Raw genomic sequence first — 17,428 nt, 5'->3', positions numbered from 1 at the left:
CTCGACCACCGCAGTCCGTGCTGTTGGTCGTGACGTATTCGGAGACGGCACGAACCGGGCTTCGCAACGTCTGTCGAAGCCACGACGACCAGATCGTCCGCCGGTTCGGTCGAGCGGCGCTTCTCAGACCGACCGCGTACGGCGCGTTCCTCGCCTTACGACTGCGGGAGGCTCACGGGGGCGACGTACAGATCGAGCGGACGGAGCCGTTCAACGAGTTCGTCGAGGTCGACGACGAGGTTCGGGAGGCGGCGCGTGCGTACGCCGACCGGGACGCGAAATCGACGCCGTACGCGGCGTTCGCCTCGGGGACCGATCATCCCGATCCCGAGCGTCTAAAAGAGAGGCGGCTGTGATGCAGGGCGCGGATCGCGGTCAGTCCACGGAGATCGACGCGACGGACTGTGGAGGTGACGAGCCATCCGACTCGGCCCGGGGAGAAGGCGTCGACCGGGACGTGCGCCCATTCGTCGACCCACACGACGTGCTCGGTCGCGTGCCGACCGGGGAGACGCTCCATCGCGAGCTGGCTGCAGCCGCACGGTCGAAGGGATATGAATCGTCGGTGGCGACGGAGATTCGGGCGGTCTCGGAGTCGCTCGCGACGATCGACGTGCCGGATGTCGACCTGGAGGCCGCTCGCGCCCGAGTCGCGGCGGCGACCGGAGAGGAGGATCGGCTGAAAGAGCGCGTGGCCACGGCTCGTGGTGAGGTTCGTGCACGCCGGACCGTCGAGGCGGATACCGACGATGCGCTCGCGGCGCTGGAGGACGCGGCCGCGGCGTTGTCGGATGCACAGACCGAGCGCGTCGCGGCCGAACAGGCGCTCGAACGACAGCGGGAGCTGGCGCGCACCGCACGTGATGCCCGGGAGCGCCGACTGCGATTGCAGGATCGCCGAGCGAATCTGCTGCGGCGAGCGAGACGCGAGCTGTCACGCAAGGTGTACCCGGCGTTTCGCGACGCGCTCGCGGTCACGTCCGGCGGAGATCGTCCGGATACGGGGAGCCGACCGACCGAGTACGACGGTCCGGCTCTCCCGGCGTCGCTCGCAGCGGTTCGGATCGCCGAGCTGTCGGAGCCGGTGGTGTTGTCGGAGCGCGCCGTCGAGACCCTATCAAGGGCCTCGAACGCCGCGCCGGAACTCCTGCTCGACGCGCCGATTAGTCGTCCCACTCGTTAAATACCATTCCGAGCGATCCGGCGTATGGAGCTCTCGTGGGGGGTCGAACGAGAAGATGGAGTGTCGCTAGTTCGGTGTCGACTCCACAACGACGAGGCAGTTCCACGCCGCGTCCGACTGCAGAATCGGCTCGACGGTCCCGTGCTGCCGCCGCGTCGTGGCGGCGTTCCAGAAGCGGGCTGGGACGAAGACGGCGTAACCGTTCGGCTCGATCCCGACCAGCGACGCGCACTCGGGTACGCGACTCCCGCGGAACCGGTCGATCCGCCGGTGGAGCTCACGGTCGAGGAGGCTGCCGAGGCGGGAGGCGAGGATCCGTCACCGACCGCCGCGGACGCGGTTCGAGAGCTCGGCACGTATCGTCCACCACGGGAGGCCGTTCCGGCCGCCCCCGAGGAAGCCGGGTCGGTCGGGCCGAGAGACGACTCGGTCGGCGCGGGCGGTGAGTCGAACAACACGACCACGGACGACGTGGCGGGGATCGACGTGGCGGAGACCGGCGACGTGGCAGAGATCGCCGACGTAACGGCGGATGCGGATGACACGTCCGGAGCGGCCGATGCGCGGCGGGCGGAGCTCGACGATCCGGCGGACCCGGATCGAGCGGAGGCGTGGCTGGACGCCGTCGAACGACGGATCAGGCGCGGTGAGCGACTGGTCGATGCGGACGTCGCGACGGCGACGACGGTCGTCGCTGCGGCGGGTGGCGTCGACGCGATCGCCGAGCTCGACTCGCGGCTCGAGGGGGACGCTGCCCGGCTCCGCCGGATAAGCGATCGGGCCGACGCGCTGGCGGCGCGTGCCGAGCGTGCGGACGTCCCGACCGATGCGCTGGAGCGCCTGTCGTGATCCTCGCGGTCTCCGGCGGCAAGGGCGGCGTCGGAAAGACGACGCTCTCGTACAACGTCGCCGCCGCGATCGACGGTGTCGTCGTGGACGCCGACCTCGGGATGGCGGATCTTCCGGAAGGACACGGTCCGGATCTTCACGACGTGCTCGCCGGGCCGGCAGCGGTCACCGAGACGATTCGGGCCGGTCCGGTCGAGGTGGTTCCCTGCGGGCGCACGCTCGCCGGAGCGCGAGCGAGCGATCTAACCCGCTTGGCCGATGCGCTCCGAACGCTGGAACGGGAGTTCGGCAGCGTCGTCGTCGACTGCCCGGCTGGAAGGCGAGCCGACGCAGGGGTTCCGCTCGCGGTTGCGGACGCCTGCCTGCTCGTCGTCTCACCCCGGGCGTTCGCGCTCGCGGACGCGCTCAGGACGCGAGCGCTTGCCCGCGAACTCAACGCTGGACTCGTCGGCTGTGCGGTCAACCGAGTCACGTCGGAGCCACCCATGGAGGCGATCGCCGACGCGCTCGAAGCGCCGACTGAGGCACTTCCGGCGGATCCACGAGTCGGGCGGTCGGTCGAAGCGGAGCGTCCGGTTGTTCGGTCAGCGCCGGATAGCGCCGCCGCGGCGGCGATCGAAGCACTGTCGGACCGACTGCCACTCGACGACCGAAGGAACGTTCGACGGTGAACGTACGGGGACGTCCGAGACGGGGAGCGGATCGCTACTCCGTGACGGCTGGGCGAGCGATGTGGTCGGTCACACCAACGCAGCTCTCGACCCCGTCAGTCGGCCGATCGCCCCCGAGCGCGCGCCGATGGAGCAGCTCTCCGAACCGCCACCGGTCGACGTTCGCGACCGCGGCTGCACGTGCGAATCCGATCTCGCCGCGAGCGAACCGCTCGATTGCGTCGTCGACGCGCCACTCCGAGAGCGCCGCCGCCAGCAGGCGTTCGGCCGCCACGTCTCTGTTGATCCGGCGACGACGGGCGTATCGAGAGAGTGACCCGGCAAGCTCGTCGTCGAGGGTCACACCAACCCGCTCCATGTGTTCAGCTCGCACGCGGGACCGTATGAACCTTCCCCCCGATTCGCCGGCAATGGTCGCGAAGCGTCGGCTACGCGGCTGACACTCGTCATCCGTGCTCGACCGTCGTCACCGAATGGGTCGGAGTCGGCCGTGGCCGTGGGTTCAAGTCCGTCCGCGACAAACCGGCGATCGTATGCCCCGACGAGATCCGTTCCGCGAGATCGAGGAGCTGTTCGAGCGAATGGGCCGGGAGTTCGAGGAGCTCGGTGGCACGCTCGAAACGCCGATGTCGGCGGATGTCGCGGTCGACGTCGCCGAGGACGACGAGGAGATACGGGTGACGGCAGATCTTCCGGGATACGACCGCGAGGAGATCGACGTCGAGCTCCACGACGAGGCCCTCACGATCGCAGCAACGCGGGAGGATGCGTCCGAAACCGACGCCGACGCGGACGGGGCTGATGACGAGGAGGACGACGTGCGATACCACGTCCGTGAACGGCGGACCCGTGCTGTGTCCCGGCGGATCCCGCTTCCCGCTCCGGTGAAGCCCGACGGAGCTACCGCGTCGTACACCAACGGCGTGCTCACCGTCACGCTCCCGAAGCGATCGGCGACGGACGCGAGCGGCCACAGGATCGACATCGACTAGCCAGGGCGAGTGTCGCGCCGACCACCCGGTCGCTGGCGTTCCGAGGATCGCGACGGACACCGGATCGACGTCGAGTAGTCGACGCGGACGGCGTTTCTACGAGGGACGAAACGACCGGCCGATCAAAAGAAAACTAATTGGTCGTCGCGCTCGGACTCGTGGACATGCAGATCGAAGTAGACGGCATGGCCTGTGGCGGCTGTGAAGAGAACGTGACGGACGCGCTCACGGCGCTCCCGGGCGTCGAGTCCGCGAGCGCGGACCACGAGGCGGGAACCGCGACCGTTGAGGGCGACATCGACATCGACGCCGTGGTCGACGCGATCGTGGAAGCCGGGTACGACGCGACGGCCTGATAGCGGGAGCCGAGCGATTCCGGCCCCGGGCACGACCCTACTTGGCAACCGCGTTCGCGAGCCGCCGGAGGGCTCGGACAACCGTTTTCGGCGGCATAGCGGGGAGGTACTGGTCCGGATCGTCCGTCTTCGTCGATTCGTCGTCCGCATCCGGGCGAGTGGGGTGCATCACGTGTGTAGTTCGTGGCGGGACCAGCACGGAGATTGTGCTTATCAGTATAACTCGTTTATAAGTGGCGGCGCTGAGCGGCCGTCGCGAACCGAGAGGAAGCCGTGGGTCCGCGTTTCGTGTATGGTCCGTGTTCCGGCTACTCGAGCCGGTAGCTCGCGCCGTCCTCGCCGTCCTCGACGTCGACGCCGACGTCGGCGAGCGCGTCCCGCAGCTCGTCCGCCCGCTCGTAGTTGCCCGCCTCGCGCTCGGCCTCGCGGACGTCCAGTACGAGCTCGATCAGCTCGCCGGCCAGATCGACCTCCCCGTCGGACGTCGACCCGAACTGGAGGCCCAGCACGTCGCCGCCGAGCTCCTCGAACGCTTCGACCGCTCCGCGAAGCCCGCGGTAATCGTACGCTTCGGGAGCTGCGTCGGGTGTTGCGCCGTTACCGTCCACTGCGTCGACGTGCCGGTTCACGGCGTCGGTGAGATCGAGGAGTGCGGCGGTCGCCTCCCGGAGATTGAGGTCGTCGTTCATCGCCTCGGTGAACGCCGTCCGGGTTCGCTCGACGGCCGCCCGAAGCTCCTCATCCGTCGCCTTGCTCCGAGCGTCGACGGAGTCGAGCGCCTCGACCGCACGGTCGTGGGTCCGCGAGAGGCGATGCCAGCGCTCCTCGGCCTCCGCGATCGTCTCCTCGGTGAGCGCCTGCTCGGAGCGGTACGCCGCGCCGGCGTAGAACGTCCGGATCACGTTGACGCCGAGTTCCGTTAAGGCGTCCGGCACGGTCCAGAAGTTGCCGATCGACGAGGACATCTTCTCTCCGTCCATCTCGAGGAGTCCGACGTGGAGCCAGTGGCGGGCGAACTTCTCGCCCGTGGCCGCCGTCGATTGGGCGATCTCGTTCTCGTGGTGCGGGAACACCAGGTCGCGGCCACCCATATGGATATCGAGCGTGTCGCCGAGATGGGTCATCGACATCGCGGAGCACTCGACGTGCCAGCCGGGCCGTCCCTCGCTCCACGGGGCGTCCCACGTCTCGCCGGCGGGAACGCACTCACCGTGGTTGTGTTTGGCGTGCTCGCGGGCCGCGGTTTCGCTCACGCCGCCGGCCTTCCAGAGCGCGAAATCCGCCGGGTTCCGCTTCTCGCTTCGTTCGGCCGGCTCGCCTTGGGCTTCCAGCTCCTCGACCTCCTGGTTCGACAGCGCGCCGTACCCCTCAAAGCGCGTGACGTCGAAGTAGACCGAGCCGTTCGACTCGTAGGCGTACCCCTTCTCGACGAGCGTCTCGACGAGGTCGACGATCTCCGGAACGTGCTCGGTGACGCGAGGGTACACCTCCGCTCGGAGGAGGTTGAGTCCGCGCATCGCGGCGAACGTGCTCGCGGTGAACGCCTCGGCGACGTCGCGCTCGGCGGTCCACTCCTCGTGCTCGCCGACTCGGGCGGTGATCTTCTCGTTGACGTCGGTGACGTTCTCGACGTGGCGGACGTCGTAGCCGAGATGCTCAAGCCAGCGGTGGAGCACGTCCGCGTGGAACCAGAGGCGCGCGTGTCCGAGATGCGGGTCGTCCGACACCGTCAGACCACAGACGTAGAGCGTGACGTCGCCGTCGGCCGTGAACTCGACGCGCTCGTCCGCAAGGGTGTCGGTAACGACTAAGCTCATTACCCGCCGATAGCCGCGGATCGCGTTTTAACCCGTCGGATCCGACGAACGAAAGCGGCCGGATGGTCGGGTCCGGGGCTGGGTCGCCGTGATCGGTCGTGCTCCGTGCGTCTCAAAACACCGCGCGCACCGCGCCGACCGCGATCACCACGATGACGACGTGGTAGATCAGCGTCGAGGCGAACGCGTACACCACGAGCGGGAGCACGGGGTACTTCGCTATCCCGGCCGGAACGAAGATCAGCCCGCGGAGATACGGAACGAAGTTGGTGACGAACACCGCCGGCCCGCCGTACCGGTCGAACAGCTCCTCGACCTGGTCGAGCCGGTCATCGGGGATCGACACTCGCGGTGACGACTCGATCGCCGACCGGCCCCCGCGGCGGGCGGCCGAGTACACGACGAGCTGTCCGGCGACGTAGCCCGTCGAGGAGACGAGAACGATCACCGCGGCCTCCGCGCGGTCAGCCCCGATCGCGAGGACGTAGCCGGGCAGAAACACCGACGTCGGGAGCGGCTTCCCGATCAGCGCTCCCTTGAGGAGAAAGAAGACGAAAAGCGCCGGAAGCCCGACGTACAACAGGAGCGTGAAAGCGGCGTCGATGATCGCGTCGAGCATGGCCGAACAAGTCACGGTTCGTCGCCGGGACGGATAAATCGCGTGAGGGGACGCCGCGGACGTGCTCGCAGCTTCCCGAAGTGATCGGCCGGCGTCGACCAGTCTCACCGGGAGCTCGCGCTCGGCGGGCACTGAACGATAGCAGTACGGAAGCTAGGATGTCAGAACTTTTGCCACGGAGCTCGTTCGATGAATTCACACCGGAATCAGCCGTGAGACGCTGCGTGCTTCGTGCTTGATCTCGGGCGTACGTCGCTCACGAGGGTGGATGGGTGGTTTATACGTGATTGCGTGATGGATCTGGAGGTGATTTATAAGTGAGTCGCGGGAGCGATAGCTCCGCGACGAACGATCTGAAAGCCCCAGCCGGGAGGCGGGCGCACGCTCGCTGCGCGCTTCGGTCGCTCACGTCGTTCGCTCCCTGCAGTGCTTGTGTCGCCTGCGCCCGCCTCCCGGCTGCCCCTTTCAACCCCACCCGACCGCACCGCAACCGCACCTCACGCCTCCCCAGCCTCGCGGTTCGCGCTCTCCGAGCGCTCACCGCGTCCCTCGCACGCGCTCCTCGCGCTCTTTCCAGAGCGCTCGGAGGCGCGCGCCGACCGCCCGCCGTCACCTGATAACCGAACAATGCTCTGCTTGTGGTTGCGGTGGCGCGCGCCGCGAGCGGGCCTTCGGCCCGTGAGCGAGCGCGCGAGGGAGACCGGAGGGGCCGCCGAGCGTTCCGGCGGCCCCTCCGGTCGAGGCTGGGGCGGTCCGAGGCTGCGGTGCGGGGCGGGACTGGAAGGGGCAGCCGCGAGGGCGACGCACGGCGAAGCAAGCACTGCAAGGAGCGAGCGAAGTGAGCGACTGAAGCGCGCAGCGAGCCGCGCGAGCCGTCGCGGCTGGGGCTTCCAAGTCGGTCTCTGCTCCACCGCTCACTTATATACCACTCCTCACCACGCTGAATACACATTTATAAACCACACATCGATTCTCGTATGCGCAATATACGCCCGAGATCGATCGCCGCGAGGTCTGTACCGGTCGGTTCTCGTGTCAGTGTGTGAAGTGTTCTATGACACCATCGTACAGAAGCGGGTCGAAGGGAGCGTTACGCAACGAGCAGCTTCTCGCCGCGCTCGACGGTGATCCGGCACGGCGGCGAGAGCTTGTTGTACGCGCGGCGGAACGCTTCCTTCACAACGGGAGCCTGATCCACGTCACAGTACGCCGTGAACACGACGTCGTCGGCCTGCAGTCGGGCGGCGGTGCCGACCGGCTTGCCGAACGCCTGTCGCATTCCGTCGGAGACGCGGTCCGCGCCCGCGCCGGTCGCCTGCTTGTTCTCGCGGATGACCTGGTGGGGGAACTTGCGGAGGACCATCTTGTAGTTGCCCTCCCCGAGTTCCTTGATCAGGTGGCGGTTCGCCGACAGCCGCGCGCTCTCCAGAGAGCCGTGACGGATCTGGAGCTCCTCCTCGACGCGGAGGCTGATCTCGACCGGGTAGTCGTCCGGCTCCGCGGAGAGATCGCCCATGTTATGCTGGGCGATCTTCGATCCGGGGATCCCCGTGATGTACTCGCGTCGGGTGTACGACGGCTTATCGATCTTCCGATACATAGAGGCGGGTTTTTCAGACATGGCTACTTATCGGATGTAGCCCGCGCTGCGGCGATAAACCCTTCGATACCACACCGACTGGCCGTGTGGACCGCTCACGTCCGATCGTTGGCGTCGTTCGACTCGCTCTCGTCGGGCACGCCGTCGGACGCCTCGGTCGGGCCGACCGCGACGTGGTCGAATCCACGGTCGGCGAGCAGTTCGGCGGCGCGATCCGTGACCGAGGGTGCGACCAGCACGCCACGGACCTCGATTCCGTCCGTGTCGCCGTCAGCGGTTAGGCCGTCGTCACTCCGCGCGTCGCTATCGACGCCGTACTCCTCGCGAATCGCGGTGACGTACCGCGTGAGCTGACCCACCGCGTCCGGTCCCACGCGTCGGCGTTTCAACTCGACGACGACCGGAGTTCCCGCGTCGTCGACGCCGAACACGTCGATGGGACCGGCACTGGAGGGACGCTCGGTCTCGCGGGGCTCGAATCCGGGATCGACGAGCTCCGGGCGCTCGAGGATCCGGGTCCTGAGGTCCTCCTCGCTGCCGTGTAACTCCAGTTCACGGCCGCCGGTGATACCCATCGCGGAGAGCTGGTGGAGTTCGCTGAACCGGACGAGCAGCGTCTCGTCCGGATTCGTTCGCTCGGAGCGGATCCGGAGTCGACCGTCGCGGACGGCGGCGTGGTGTGTCGAGCCGGGGGGCTGCCAGTTAACCGGTGTGCGTCCCTCGTCGGTGTGAACGAGGGCTGCACCGTCGGGTTTCAACACGAGGAGCCGGTCGCCGGAGCCGAGCTCGGAGGCGGCACGACCGTCGTACGACACCGTACACCGACCGAAGACGCTTATCAGATCGCCGCGCTCGAAGGCGGCCTCGAGCTCCCACAGCGCCTCACGGTGGGTCGGATCATGAACGCTCGTGACGGTCACTGCGTCGGAGTACGGAGCCGCGGCGCAAAAAGATGTGAGGACGGATGACGGAGAGATGGGTTTCAGCGCGTGTATCGGCGGAAAACCCGTCCACGCGGAAAGAAACCACCGGAATGCGAGAGGATACGGGAGTTGTGAGGTGTGCCAACTGGCGACACGCTTATCAGTGTGAATCACTCCGGTTAATATAGCCTCGGTTACGGGCGAACGACGATTCACGACGAGTCGTCCTCGGTGCGACGGCGTTCGCGGCTCGATGAGCCGCCGTTTCAGGCACGAAGAGCCGTGCCGCCGTCCAGCGGGGATCCGCTCGACGGTTCGGCTCCGCCCGTCCGAGCAACCAGAGACAATGTCAGACCGACACACGCTCGAACGGCTCAGCGAAGAATACCGGACGAACGTCCCCGACGACCTTCGGGAGTCGCGGTCGTTCGACTGGTACCTCGACGCGCTGTACGAGGACCCGCAGATCGCGCGCAACGCCCACCAGCGCGTCGCGGATATGTTCGACCACTACGGCACGCGATACAACGAGGAACGCGGTATCGTCGAGTACTCGCTCGCGGCCGACGACCCGTTACACGACGGCCAGAACGTGTTCTACGGTCGTGAGGTTCACGAATCGATACACGAGTTCGTTAACAAGGTGAAATCCGGTGCTCGTGGTCTCGGACCCGAAAAACGGATCAAGCTCCTCCTGGGACCGGTCGGCTCCGGGAAGTCGCATTTCGACTGGCTCACGCGCCGCTACTTCGAGGCGTACACGCGGGAGTCGGCCGGACGGATGTACACCTTCCGATGGGTCGACCTCTGTTCGGTGATCGACGATCAGGATCCGGGCGACGACACGGTCCACTCGCCGATGAATCAGGACCCACTCGTGTTGCTCCCGAAGCCGCAGCGCGAGTCGGTGCTCGACGATCTCAACGAGCGGCTCGACGCCCCCTACACGCTCCGCAACGACCAGCACCCCGATCCTGCGTCTGAGTTCTACCTGAACGAGCTGCTCGCGCAGTACGACGACGACCTGCAGCGAGTGCTCGACGAGCACGTCGAGATCGTCCGGCTCGTCGCCGACGAGAACCGGCGGCAGTGCATCGAGACGTTCGAGCCGAAAGACAAGAAGAATCAGGACGAAACGGAGCTCACTGGCGACGTCAACTACGCGAAACTAGCCGTGTACGGCGAGTCCGACCCGCGAGCGTTCGACTACGCCGGCGCGTTCTGCAACGCGAATCGAGGGCTGTTCTCCGGCGAGGAGCTACTCAAACTGCAGCGGGAGTTTCTCTACGACTTCCTTCACGCCTCCCAGGAGTCGACGATCAAGCCGAAGAACAACCCGCGGATCGACATCGACCAGGTGATCGTGGGGCGGACGAACATGCCGGAGTACCGCGAGAAGACGGGCGACGAGAAGATGGAGGCGTTCAACGACCGAACCAAACGTATCGACTACCCGTACGTGTTGGAGTACGGCAGCGAGGCGAACATCTACGAGAAGATGCTCGCCAACGCGGACGTGCCGAACGTCCACGTCGAGCCGCATACGCTGGAGATGGCTGGACTGTTCGGCGTGCTCACCCGGCTGGAGGAGCCGACTGACGAGACCGTGAGCCTGCTCGACAAGGCGAAGGTGTACAACGGGGAGCTGGAAGACGAGGAGATCGACCGGCGAAAGCTCCGGGAGGACGCCGCGGAGTCCGCCGATGTCGGCGAGGGGATGGACGGCGTCTCGGCTCGGTTCATCGGCGACGAGATCGCCGAAGCGATCATGGACGCCACCCACCGCGACCGGACGCATCTCTCGCCGCTTTCGGTGTTCGACCATTTCGAGGCGAATCTCGGCGGCCACGGCTCCATCGCCGCCGCCGACCTCGATCGCTACGAGCAGCTGCTGGAGACCGTCCGTGAGGAGTATCGCGAGCGCGCGATCGAGGACGTCCGTCACGCCCTGGCGTACGACGTCGACGAGCTTCGCAGACAGGGCGAGAAGTATATGGACCACGTGATGGCGTACATCGACGACGCCACCGTCGACGACGAGCTGACCGGGCGGGAGACGGAGCCCGACGAGACGTTCATGCGCGCCGTCGAAGAGCAGCTCGACGTTCCGTCGGACCGGAAAAACGACTTCCGACAGGAGGTGTCGAACTGGGTCTCCCGGCGAGCACGCGAGGGACGCGGATTCGACCCACAGGAGAACGATCGCCTCCGCCGGGCGCTCGAGCGCAAGCTGTGGGAGGATAAGAAACACAACATCAACTTCTCCGCGCTCGTCTCGGCGACCGACCTCGATGACGAGGAGCAGAGCGCCTGGGTCGACGCCCTGATCGACCGCGGATACTCGACGGACGGTGCGACGGAGGTGTTGGAGTACGCGGGTGCCGCGGTCGCCCGCTCGGAGATCGAAGACGGTGAGTGAGATGTCCGGACACGACCAATCCGACGGGGAAACGTTCGTTCGCGCCGCGGACGAGACGCTACGAGGGGCGTACGACCCGCCGATGCGTCTCGAGGAGTACGTCGAACGGGTGCTCGACAATCCGATCGCGGCCGCCTCGGGCGCGCGATACGTTCTCGCAGCCATCGAGTCGCAGGGCACTCGCGAGGTCCGCGAACGGGGCGAGCGGATGGAGCGGTACCGGTTCTTCGACGACCCGTTCAACGACGGCGAACACGCGGTTCTCGGCAACACCGCCGCGCTCAACGCGTTTGTCGACAATCTCCGGGCCGCCGCAGCTGGACGGGGAAACGACGAGACGATACTCTGGATAGACGGGCCGACGGCAACCGGCAAGTCCGAGTTCAAGCGGTGTCTCGTGAACGGGCTCCGGGAGTTCTCGAAGACGGACGCCGGACGACGCTACACGGTGGAGTGGAACGTAACCGGAGCGGGAAGCGGTCCCGGCGGCGGCCGATCACTGTCGTACGGCGACGGCGGGGACGCCACGGCGTGGTACCGGAGTCCGGTCCAGACACACCCGCTATCCGTCTTTCCAGCACCCGTCCGCGAGCGGATCGCCGACGCCGTCGGCGACGACGCGTACCCGCTCCCGGTCGACGTCGACCTCGATCCGTTCAGCCGCGAGGCGTACGACCACCTCGAGTCGACGTACCGGGACGAGGGACGCCACGACCTGTTTTCGGCGATCACCGACCGGGACCATCTCCGAGTGACGAGCTACGTCGTCGACGTCGGCGCGGGTATCGGCGTTCTCCACGCGGAGGACGACGGGACGCCAAAAGAGCGGCTCGTCGGCTCGTGGATGGGAGGAATGCTTCGCGAGCTCGACTCTCGAGGGCGAAAGAACCCGCAGGCGTTCAGCTACGACGGGGTCTGCTCGCAAGGGAACGGCGTCGCGACCGTGGTCGAGGACGCGAGCCAGCACGCGGACCTTCTCAGACGGCTGCTCAACGTTCCGGACGAGGGACGCGTGAAGCTTGACAAGGGGATCGGCATGGATCTCGACACGCAGTTGATCCTCATCTCGAACCCGGATCTGGACGCCGAGCTCGACCGCCACGTCGAGCGAGAGAGCGCGGATCCGCTGAAGGCGCTGAAGCGACGGCTCACTCGCCACGAGTTCCGCTACCTCACGAACCGGCGGCTGGAGGCAGAGCTGCTGCGCCGCGAAGTCGCCGGGGTCGACGGCGTCCCGACGGGAGACCGAGCGGAGACCCCGGCGAACGACCGACCGTCAGCCCTGGCCGGCCGTCGAAGCGAGCGGTCTGCCGAGCCACGAGCGGCGATCGGCCGGAAGGAAGGACCGACGGAACGCGACCGGCGGACCGCCGCGCCGCTCGTCGTCGACGTCAGAAACGACGACGGGACGGTGACCGAACGGGAGCTAGCACCCCACGCGATCGGGGCCGCAGCGCTGTACACGGTCGTCACGCGTCTCGATGACGACGACCTCCCCGCGGGGATCGATCTGATCGAGAAGGCGGCGCTGTACGAGACGGGGTCGATCCGACGCGACGCCGAGGGCGGCGACCGCACCGAGGTGATCCGTATCGACGACGTCGACGTCGGCGACCGGGACGGAAAAAACGGGATCCCGGTCACGTACACGCGCGACGTGGTAGCCGACCTGCTCGGGTCGGACGCGGACCGAACGCATCCGACGCTTCCGGTCGAGGAGGTGATCATGCCGAGGGACGTGTTGGAGGCGATGGCCGACGGACTCGGCGACGCGCCCGTGTTCTCCCGGGCGGAGGTCGCTGAGTTCGAGAGCCGGCGGGCGCCGGTCGAAACGCAGGTGCGAGAGCAGCAGCGGACGGATGTCGTGAACGCGATCCTCGCCGAATCCACCGTCTCCTCGTCCGCGATCGCGGAGTACGTCGAGCACGTGTACGCGTGGGACGCCGAGGAGCCGGTCGAGACGGAACGAGGACCCGAGGAGCCGGATGCGCTCGCGATGAAGGTGTTCGAGACGGAGACGCTCGGGCGGTTCGAGGAGGCCGACTACCGTGGGACCGAGCCGCGGTCCGTCGTCGCCGAGTTCCGGCGTGAGCGAGTGATCCGTGCACTCACCCGGTACGCGTGGCGGAACCGCGGCGACGAACTCAGCGTCGACGACGTTGACCTCGCCGAGATTCCAGAGCTGCGCGAGGCGCTGTCGTCGAACGACCTCGCCGACGTGAAACGGGAGTTTCCGGATCTCGACCCCGCGGAGTGGGCGGATCCGCCCGCCGACACGGTGACCGAACGGGTGAAAGCGGAGAGTATCGACCGACTCACAGAGGGGATGTACAGCCGAGCCTCCGCGGAGCTGACGAGTCGTGCCGTGATGCGCGACGTCCGCGACGAGTGGGCGGCGCTGGGAGCCGACGACGATGACGGATCGAGGACCGGCAACGATTTCGGTGGCGACCGGGGAGATGATACGAACGGAGGTGGGCCGTCATGGGACTGAGCGACGACCGCAGACGGTTCCACGAGGTCGGCGAGGAGCGCCGAGAGGATCTCTCCGAGTTCATCGAACACGGCGATCTCGGCGGCTCCGGTCCGGACCGCGTCAGGATTCCGATCAAGATCGTCGACCTCCCCGAGTTCGAGTACGACCGCCGCGAGGCCGGCGGCGTCGGACAGGGAGCGGACGGACAGCCGCAGCCCGGCCAGCCGGTGGACGCCGAGCCCGATGACGGCGACGACGAGGGTGACCCCGGCGAGGAGGGCGGCGACCACGAGTACTACGAGATGGATCCCGAGGAGTTCGCGCGCGAACTCGACGAGGCGCTCGGCCTCGATCTCGAACCGAAAGGGAAGCAGGTGGTCGAGGAGATCGAAGGCGAGTTCACCGACACCGCCCGCGCCGGTCCGAAGGGAACGCTCGACGTCGACGAGTTCTTCAAACGAGGGCTGAAGCGCCATCTCGCGACCGACTTCGACGAGGAGTACGTCCGCGAGGGGCTGTTCGTCGCCGACGCCGACGTCGACGACGTGTTCGCGTGGGCGCGCGGCCACGGTATCCCCGTCTCCCGGGCGTGGATCGCGGACACGGCGACGACCCTCGCCGACGAGCACGGCACGTCGGTGGCGGCGCTCGACCGCTGGGAGAGCTTCGACGCGCTCGATGCCGAGTGCGAGCCCGATCCGGTGAGCCGCCGGATCCGACGGGATGGGTTGGACAGCGTTCCGTTCCGTCGGGAGGACGAGCGCTACCGGCATCCGACGGTGATCGAAAAGCGCGAACGTAACGTCGTCGTGATCAACGTCCGTGACGCCTCCGGATCGATGCGCGAGACGAAACGCGAGCTCGTCGAGCGCGTGTTCACGCCGATGGACTGGTATCTGACCGGGAAGTACGACGCCGCCGAGTTCCGGTACGTCGTTCACGACGCGGAGGCGTGGGAGGTCGATCGCGGAGCGTTCTTCGGGGTCCAGTCGGGCGGCGGCACGCGGATCTCCAGCGCGTACGAGCTCGTCGCTGAGATCCTAGAGGAGTATCCGTTCAGCGAATGGAACCGGTACGTGTTCGCCGCCGGCGACTCCGAGAACGCCGGCAGCGACACCAAACAGTCGGTGATCCCGCTGATGGAGTCGATCGACGCAAACTTGCACGCGTACGTCGAGACTCAGCCCGGCGGCACCGCGTCGAACGCCCGCCACGCCGACGAGATCGAGAAGGCGTTCGGCGACGCCGACAACGTCGCCGTCGCACGCGTCTCCGAGCCGGCGGACGTCACCGATGCGATCTACGAGATCCTCAGCACCGAGACGGAGGAGAGCGACGCGACGAGCTCCGGGCCGGTCGCCGGTCGAACCGACGGAGGTGATCGTCGATGAGAGACGACCGTGTAGCGGCGAAACGCGAGGCGGGACGGCTCGAGGAGGCGGCCCGCGAGGCTCGCAACCTCGCCGAGCGGCTCGGACTGGACCCGTATCCGGTTCGATACTGGGTGGTCGACCACGACGAGATGAACGAGCTCATCGCTTACGGCGGGTTCCAGCGGCGGTATCCGCACTGGCGCTGGGGGATGAACTACGAGCGCCAGCGGAAGACGGACCGTCACGGGCTCGGAAAAGCGTTCGAGATCGTCAACAACGACGATCCGAGTCACGCGTTTCTCCAGGAGTCGAACACGCTGGCCGACCAGAAAGCCGTGATCACCCACGTCGAGGCGCACGCGGACTTCTTCGCGAACAACGGCTGGTTCGGTCTGTACGCGGACCGCGGCGAGGACGGACCCAACGCCGCGGCGCGGCTGGAGCGTAACGCCGACCGGATCGCCGCGATCATGGATCGGCCGGACGTCGACCGCGACGCGGTCGAGCGGCTGATCGATTCCGTCTCCGCGCTGGAGGATACGATCGACCAGCACAACCCGATCGACGCCGCCCGGTCCGAAGGCACCCCAGGTATCACCGCCGACGTCGGCGAGGAAGAAAGCGACGCGATCGACGCGGTCGAAGCACGGATCGACGAACTCGACCTCTCGGAGGAGGTGCGCCGGGACGTGTTCGACGACGAGTGGCTCGAAGCCAGAGACGCAAACGGGACGGAGCCGGCGGAGCCGCGTCCGGACGTGCTCGCGTTCCTTCGCGACCACGGAAAACGGTACGACCCCGAAAGCGGAAAGGCAGTCGACCGCGAGCCGTGGGAGACGACGGTGATCGACGCGCTCCGCGAGGAGGCGTACTACTTCGCGGGACAGAAGCAGACGAAGGTGATGAACGAGGGATGGGCCACGTACTGGGAGTCTACCATGATGGGCGGCGAAGGGTTCGCCGGCCCCGACGAGTTCCTCACGTACGCCGACCATATGGCGCGCGTGCTCGGCTCGCCCGGGCTCAACCCGTACAAACTGGGTCTCGAGCTGTGGACGCACGTCGAGCTGCAGGCGGCCCGCCGGGACGTGATCGACAAGCTGCTGCGCGTCGAGGGAGTGATGCCCGAGAACTTCCACGCCGAAGTGGATATCGACCGCGTGGTCGAGATCCTCGAACCACATCCGGCGATCGCCGGCGCGGGACCCGCGACGCTCGACGCGCTGGCCGATCTCGCCGACGACGGCGACCCACGAGTCGACGCCGAAACCGTCGACCGGGCGCTCTCGGCGCGGGCGCGCGACGACACGGAGCCGGGCGGAGATGAAACCGCACCGGCGATCGAGCGATACCCGTGGAAGCTGCTCACGTACGAGGGGCTCGCGGAGCGACATTACGTGCTCTCACGGCCGGAGCATCGTGGCGCGCTACGGAACGTGTCCCGCGAGAGTCTCACGGAACGAGCACGCTACATGTTCGACGTCGATCGATATCCGACGGTCACGGCGGCGCTCGACGACGTCGACCGGGCCGCCGGCTGGAAGCGGATGTTCGAGGTCCGCGAGAGCCACAACGACGTGACGTTCATCGACGAGTTCCTCACCGACGAGTTCGTTCGCGAGCGGAACTACTTCACCTACGAGTACAGCCGGGCCACGGAGGAGCACCGCGTTGCCAGCGTCGACGCCGACGACGTGCGGCGGAAGCTGCTCTTGCGGTTCACGAACTTCGGAAAGCCGACGATCGTCGTGCTCGACGGGAACTTCCGAAACCGCGGCGAGCTGCTGTTGGGCCACCGGTACAACGGCGTCGCGCTGGATGAGGCAAGCGCGAAAGCGACGCTGGAGCGCGTCTTCGAGCTGTGGGGGCGGCCCGTCCATCTCGCGACGATTCGGGTCGAGTACTCGGAGGAGGAGCTCCGACGGGCGAAGCGTCGTGGACGCGAGCCCGATGGGACGGAAGTCGGCGTTCGCTTCCAGTACGACGGGGGTGAGGTCACCGAACACGACCTCGACGAGTCGATCGAATCCCGGATCGCGGCCGACGAGGGGGACTACGATACGAAGCCGGACGACTGGTTGGCGTGAGCAGCGGCCGACGGCAGATATCGATATGTTCCGTGTGGGGCTGCGTCAGGGCGAGGCGCAGGT

Annotated in this window: 16 protein-coding genes; 10 read left to right on the top strand and 6 right to left on the bottom strand. The window is 67.1% G+C overall.

Translation table 11 applies throughout. The annotated features are described in order from the left end of the window. The first annotated feature begins 17 nt into the window (after positions 1-17). The 4 genes from ACYQ0R_RS10215 to ACYQ0R_RS10200 are packed head-to-tail and all read left to right on the top strand — an operon-like array spanning position 18 to position 2,703. Positions 18-356, top strand: coding sequence for a DUF7855 family protein (locus ACYQ0R_RS10215; RefSeq protein ID WP_459823241.1), 339 nt, complete (start codon positions 18-20; stop codon positions 354-356). Further along, positions 356-1,183: a DUF7856 family protein gene (locus tag ACYQ0R_RS10210; RefSeq protein WP_459823238.1), complete on the top strand. Its 828-nt coding sequence runs from the start codon at positions 356-358 to the stop codon at positions 1,181-1,183. The genes ACYQ0R_RS10215 and ACYQ0R_RS10210 overlap by 1 nt, the downstream gene beginning before the upstream one ends. Before the next feature lie 24 nt (positions 1,184-1,207). Continuing rightward, complete coding sequence (locus tag ACYQ0R_RS10205) at positions 1,208-2,032, top strand: DUF7857 domain-containing protein (RefSeq protein ID WP_459823235.1); 825 nt, start codon at positions 1,208-1,210, stop codon at positions 2,030-2,032. Further along, on the top strand, positions 2,029-2,703 hold the full coding sequence (locus ACYQ0R_RS10200; RefSeq protein WP_459823232.1) for a nucleotide-binding protein: 675 nt from the start codon (positions 2,029-2,031) through the stop codon (positions 2,701-2,703). Before ACYQ0R_RS10205 ends, ACYQ0R_RS10200 begins: the two co-directional genes overlap by 4 nt. Before the next feature lie 34 nt (positions 2,704-2,737). On the opposite strand, the gene ACYQ0R_RS10195 is transcribed toward ACYQ0R_RS10200, so the two are convergent. Further along, positions 2,738-3,061: a hypothetical protein gene (locus ACYQ0R_RS10195; protein WP_459823229.1), complete on the bottom strand. Its 324-nt coding sequence runs from the start codon at positions 3,059-3,061 to the stop codon at positions 2,738-2,740. 175 nt (positions 3,062-3,236) lie between these two features. On the opposite strand from ACYQ0R_RS10195, the gene ACYQ0R_RS10190 reads away from it, so the two are divergent. Together ACYQ0R_RS10190 and ACYQ0R_RS10185 are read left to right on the top strand one after the other, a co-directional pair. Further along, the gene (locus ACYQ0R_RS10190) at positions 3,237-3,695 is read left to right on the top strand and encodes an Hsp20/alpha crystallin family protein (RefSeq protein WP_459823226.1); all 459 of its coding nucleotides are present in this window, start codon (positions 3,237-3,239) and stop codon (positions 3,693-3,695) included. A 164-nt stretch (positions 3,696-3,859) separates the two neighbouring features. Next, positions 3,860-4,051 carry a heavy-metal-associated domain-containing protein gene (locus tag ACYQ0R_RS10185; protein WP_459823224.1) on the top strand — a complete coding sequence of 64 codons (192 nt, stop codon included), beginning with the start codon at positions 3,860-3,862 and terminating at the stop codon, positions 4,049-4,051. Between the two features lie 37 nt (positions 4,052-4,088). Here ACYQ0R_RS10185 and ACYQ0R_RS10180 read toward each other — a convergent pair whose 3' ends face one another. From ACYQ0R_RS10180 to nucS, 5 genes are all read right to left on the bottom strand, one after another. Next, on the bottom strand, positions 4,089-4,220 hold the full coding sequence (locus tag ACYQ0R_RS10180; RefSeq protein WP_459823221.1) for a hypothetical protein: 132 nt from the start codon (positions 4,218-4,220) through the stop codon (positions 4,089-4,091). Positions 4,221-4,359: 139 nt separating this feature from the next. Next, entirely contained in the window at positions 4,360-5,868 is a 1,509-nt protein-coding gene (cysS, locus tag ACYQ0R_RS10175; protein ID WP_459823218.1) for a cysteine--tRNA ligase, read from the bottom strand. A gap of 112 nt (positions 5,869-5,980) precedes the next feature. Continuing rightward, positions 5,981-6,487: a DedA family protein gene (locus ACYQ0R_RS10170; protein ID WP_459823216.1), complete on the bottom strand. Its 507-nt coding sequence runs from the start codon at positions 6,485-6,487 to the stop codon at positions 5,981-5,983. A gap of 1,090 nt (positions 6,488-7,577) precedes the next feature. Next, positions 7,578-8,108: a 50S ribosomal protein L16 gene (locus ACYQ0R_RS10165; RefSeq protein WP_459823213.1), complete on the bottom strand. Its 531-nt coding sequence runs from the start codon at positions 8,106-8,108 to the stop codon at positions 7,578-7,580. 74 nt (positions 8,109-8,182) lie between these two features. Continuing rightward, positions 8,183-9,007 (bottom strand): endonuclease NucS, encoded by an 825-nt coding sequence (gene nucS, locus ACYQ0R_RS10160; RefSeq protein WP_459823210.1) that lies wholly within the window; start codon positions 9,005-9,007, stop codon positions 8,183-8,185. 349 nt (positions 9,008-9,356) lie between these two features. Between nucS and ACYQ0R_RS10155 the strand changes: the two genes are divergently transcribed. The 4 genes from ACYQ0R_RS10155 to ACYQ0R_RS10140 are packed head-to-tail and all read left to right on the top strand — an operon-like array spanning position 9,357 to position 17,365. Further along, on the top strand, positions 9,357-11,429 hold the full coding sequence (locus ACYQ0R_RS10155; RefSeq protein WP_459823207.1) for a PrkA family serine protein kinase: 2,073 nt from the start codon (positions 9,357-9,359) through the stop codon (positions 11,427-11,429). 1 nt (position 11,430) lies between these two features. Continuing rightward, a complete protein-coding gene (locus ACYQ0R_RS10150) occupies positions 11,431-13,923 on the top strand; it encodes a kinase anchor protein (RefSeq protein WP_459825738.1) in 2,493 nt (830 codons plus the stop codon). After that, positions 13,914-15,296 (top strand): DUF444 family protein, encoded by a 1,383-nt coding sequence (locus ACYQ0R_RS10145; RefSeq protein WP_459823205.1) that lies wholly within the window; start codon positions 13,914-13,916, stop codon positions 15,294-15,296. Before ACYQ0R_RS10150 ends, ACYQ0R_RS10145 begins: the two co-directional genes overlap by 10 nt. Beyond that, positions 15,293-17,365 (top strand): SpoVR family protein, encoded by a 2,073-nt coding sequence (locus ACYQ0R_RS10140; RefSeq protein ID WP_459823202.1) that lies wholly within the window; start codon positions 15,293-15,295, stop codon positions 17,363-17,365. Before ACYQ0R_RS10145 ends, ACYQ0R_RS10140 begins: the two co-directional genes overlap by 4 nt. Positions 17,366-17,428: the final 63 nt, after the last annotated feature.

The organism is Halorubrum luteum (assembly GCF_054652935.1).
Note: the sequence above shows the minus strand (reverse complement) of the source record. Positions and strands in the feature narration are given on the sequence as shown.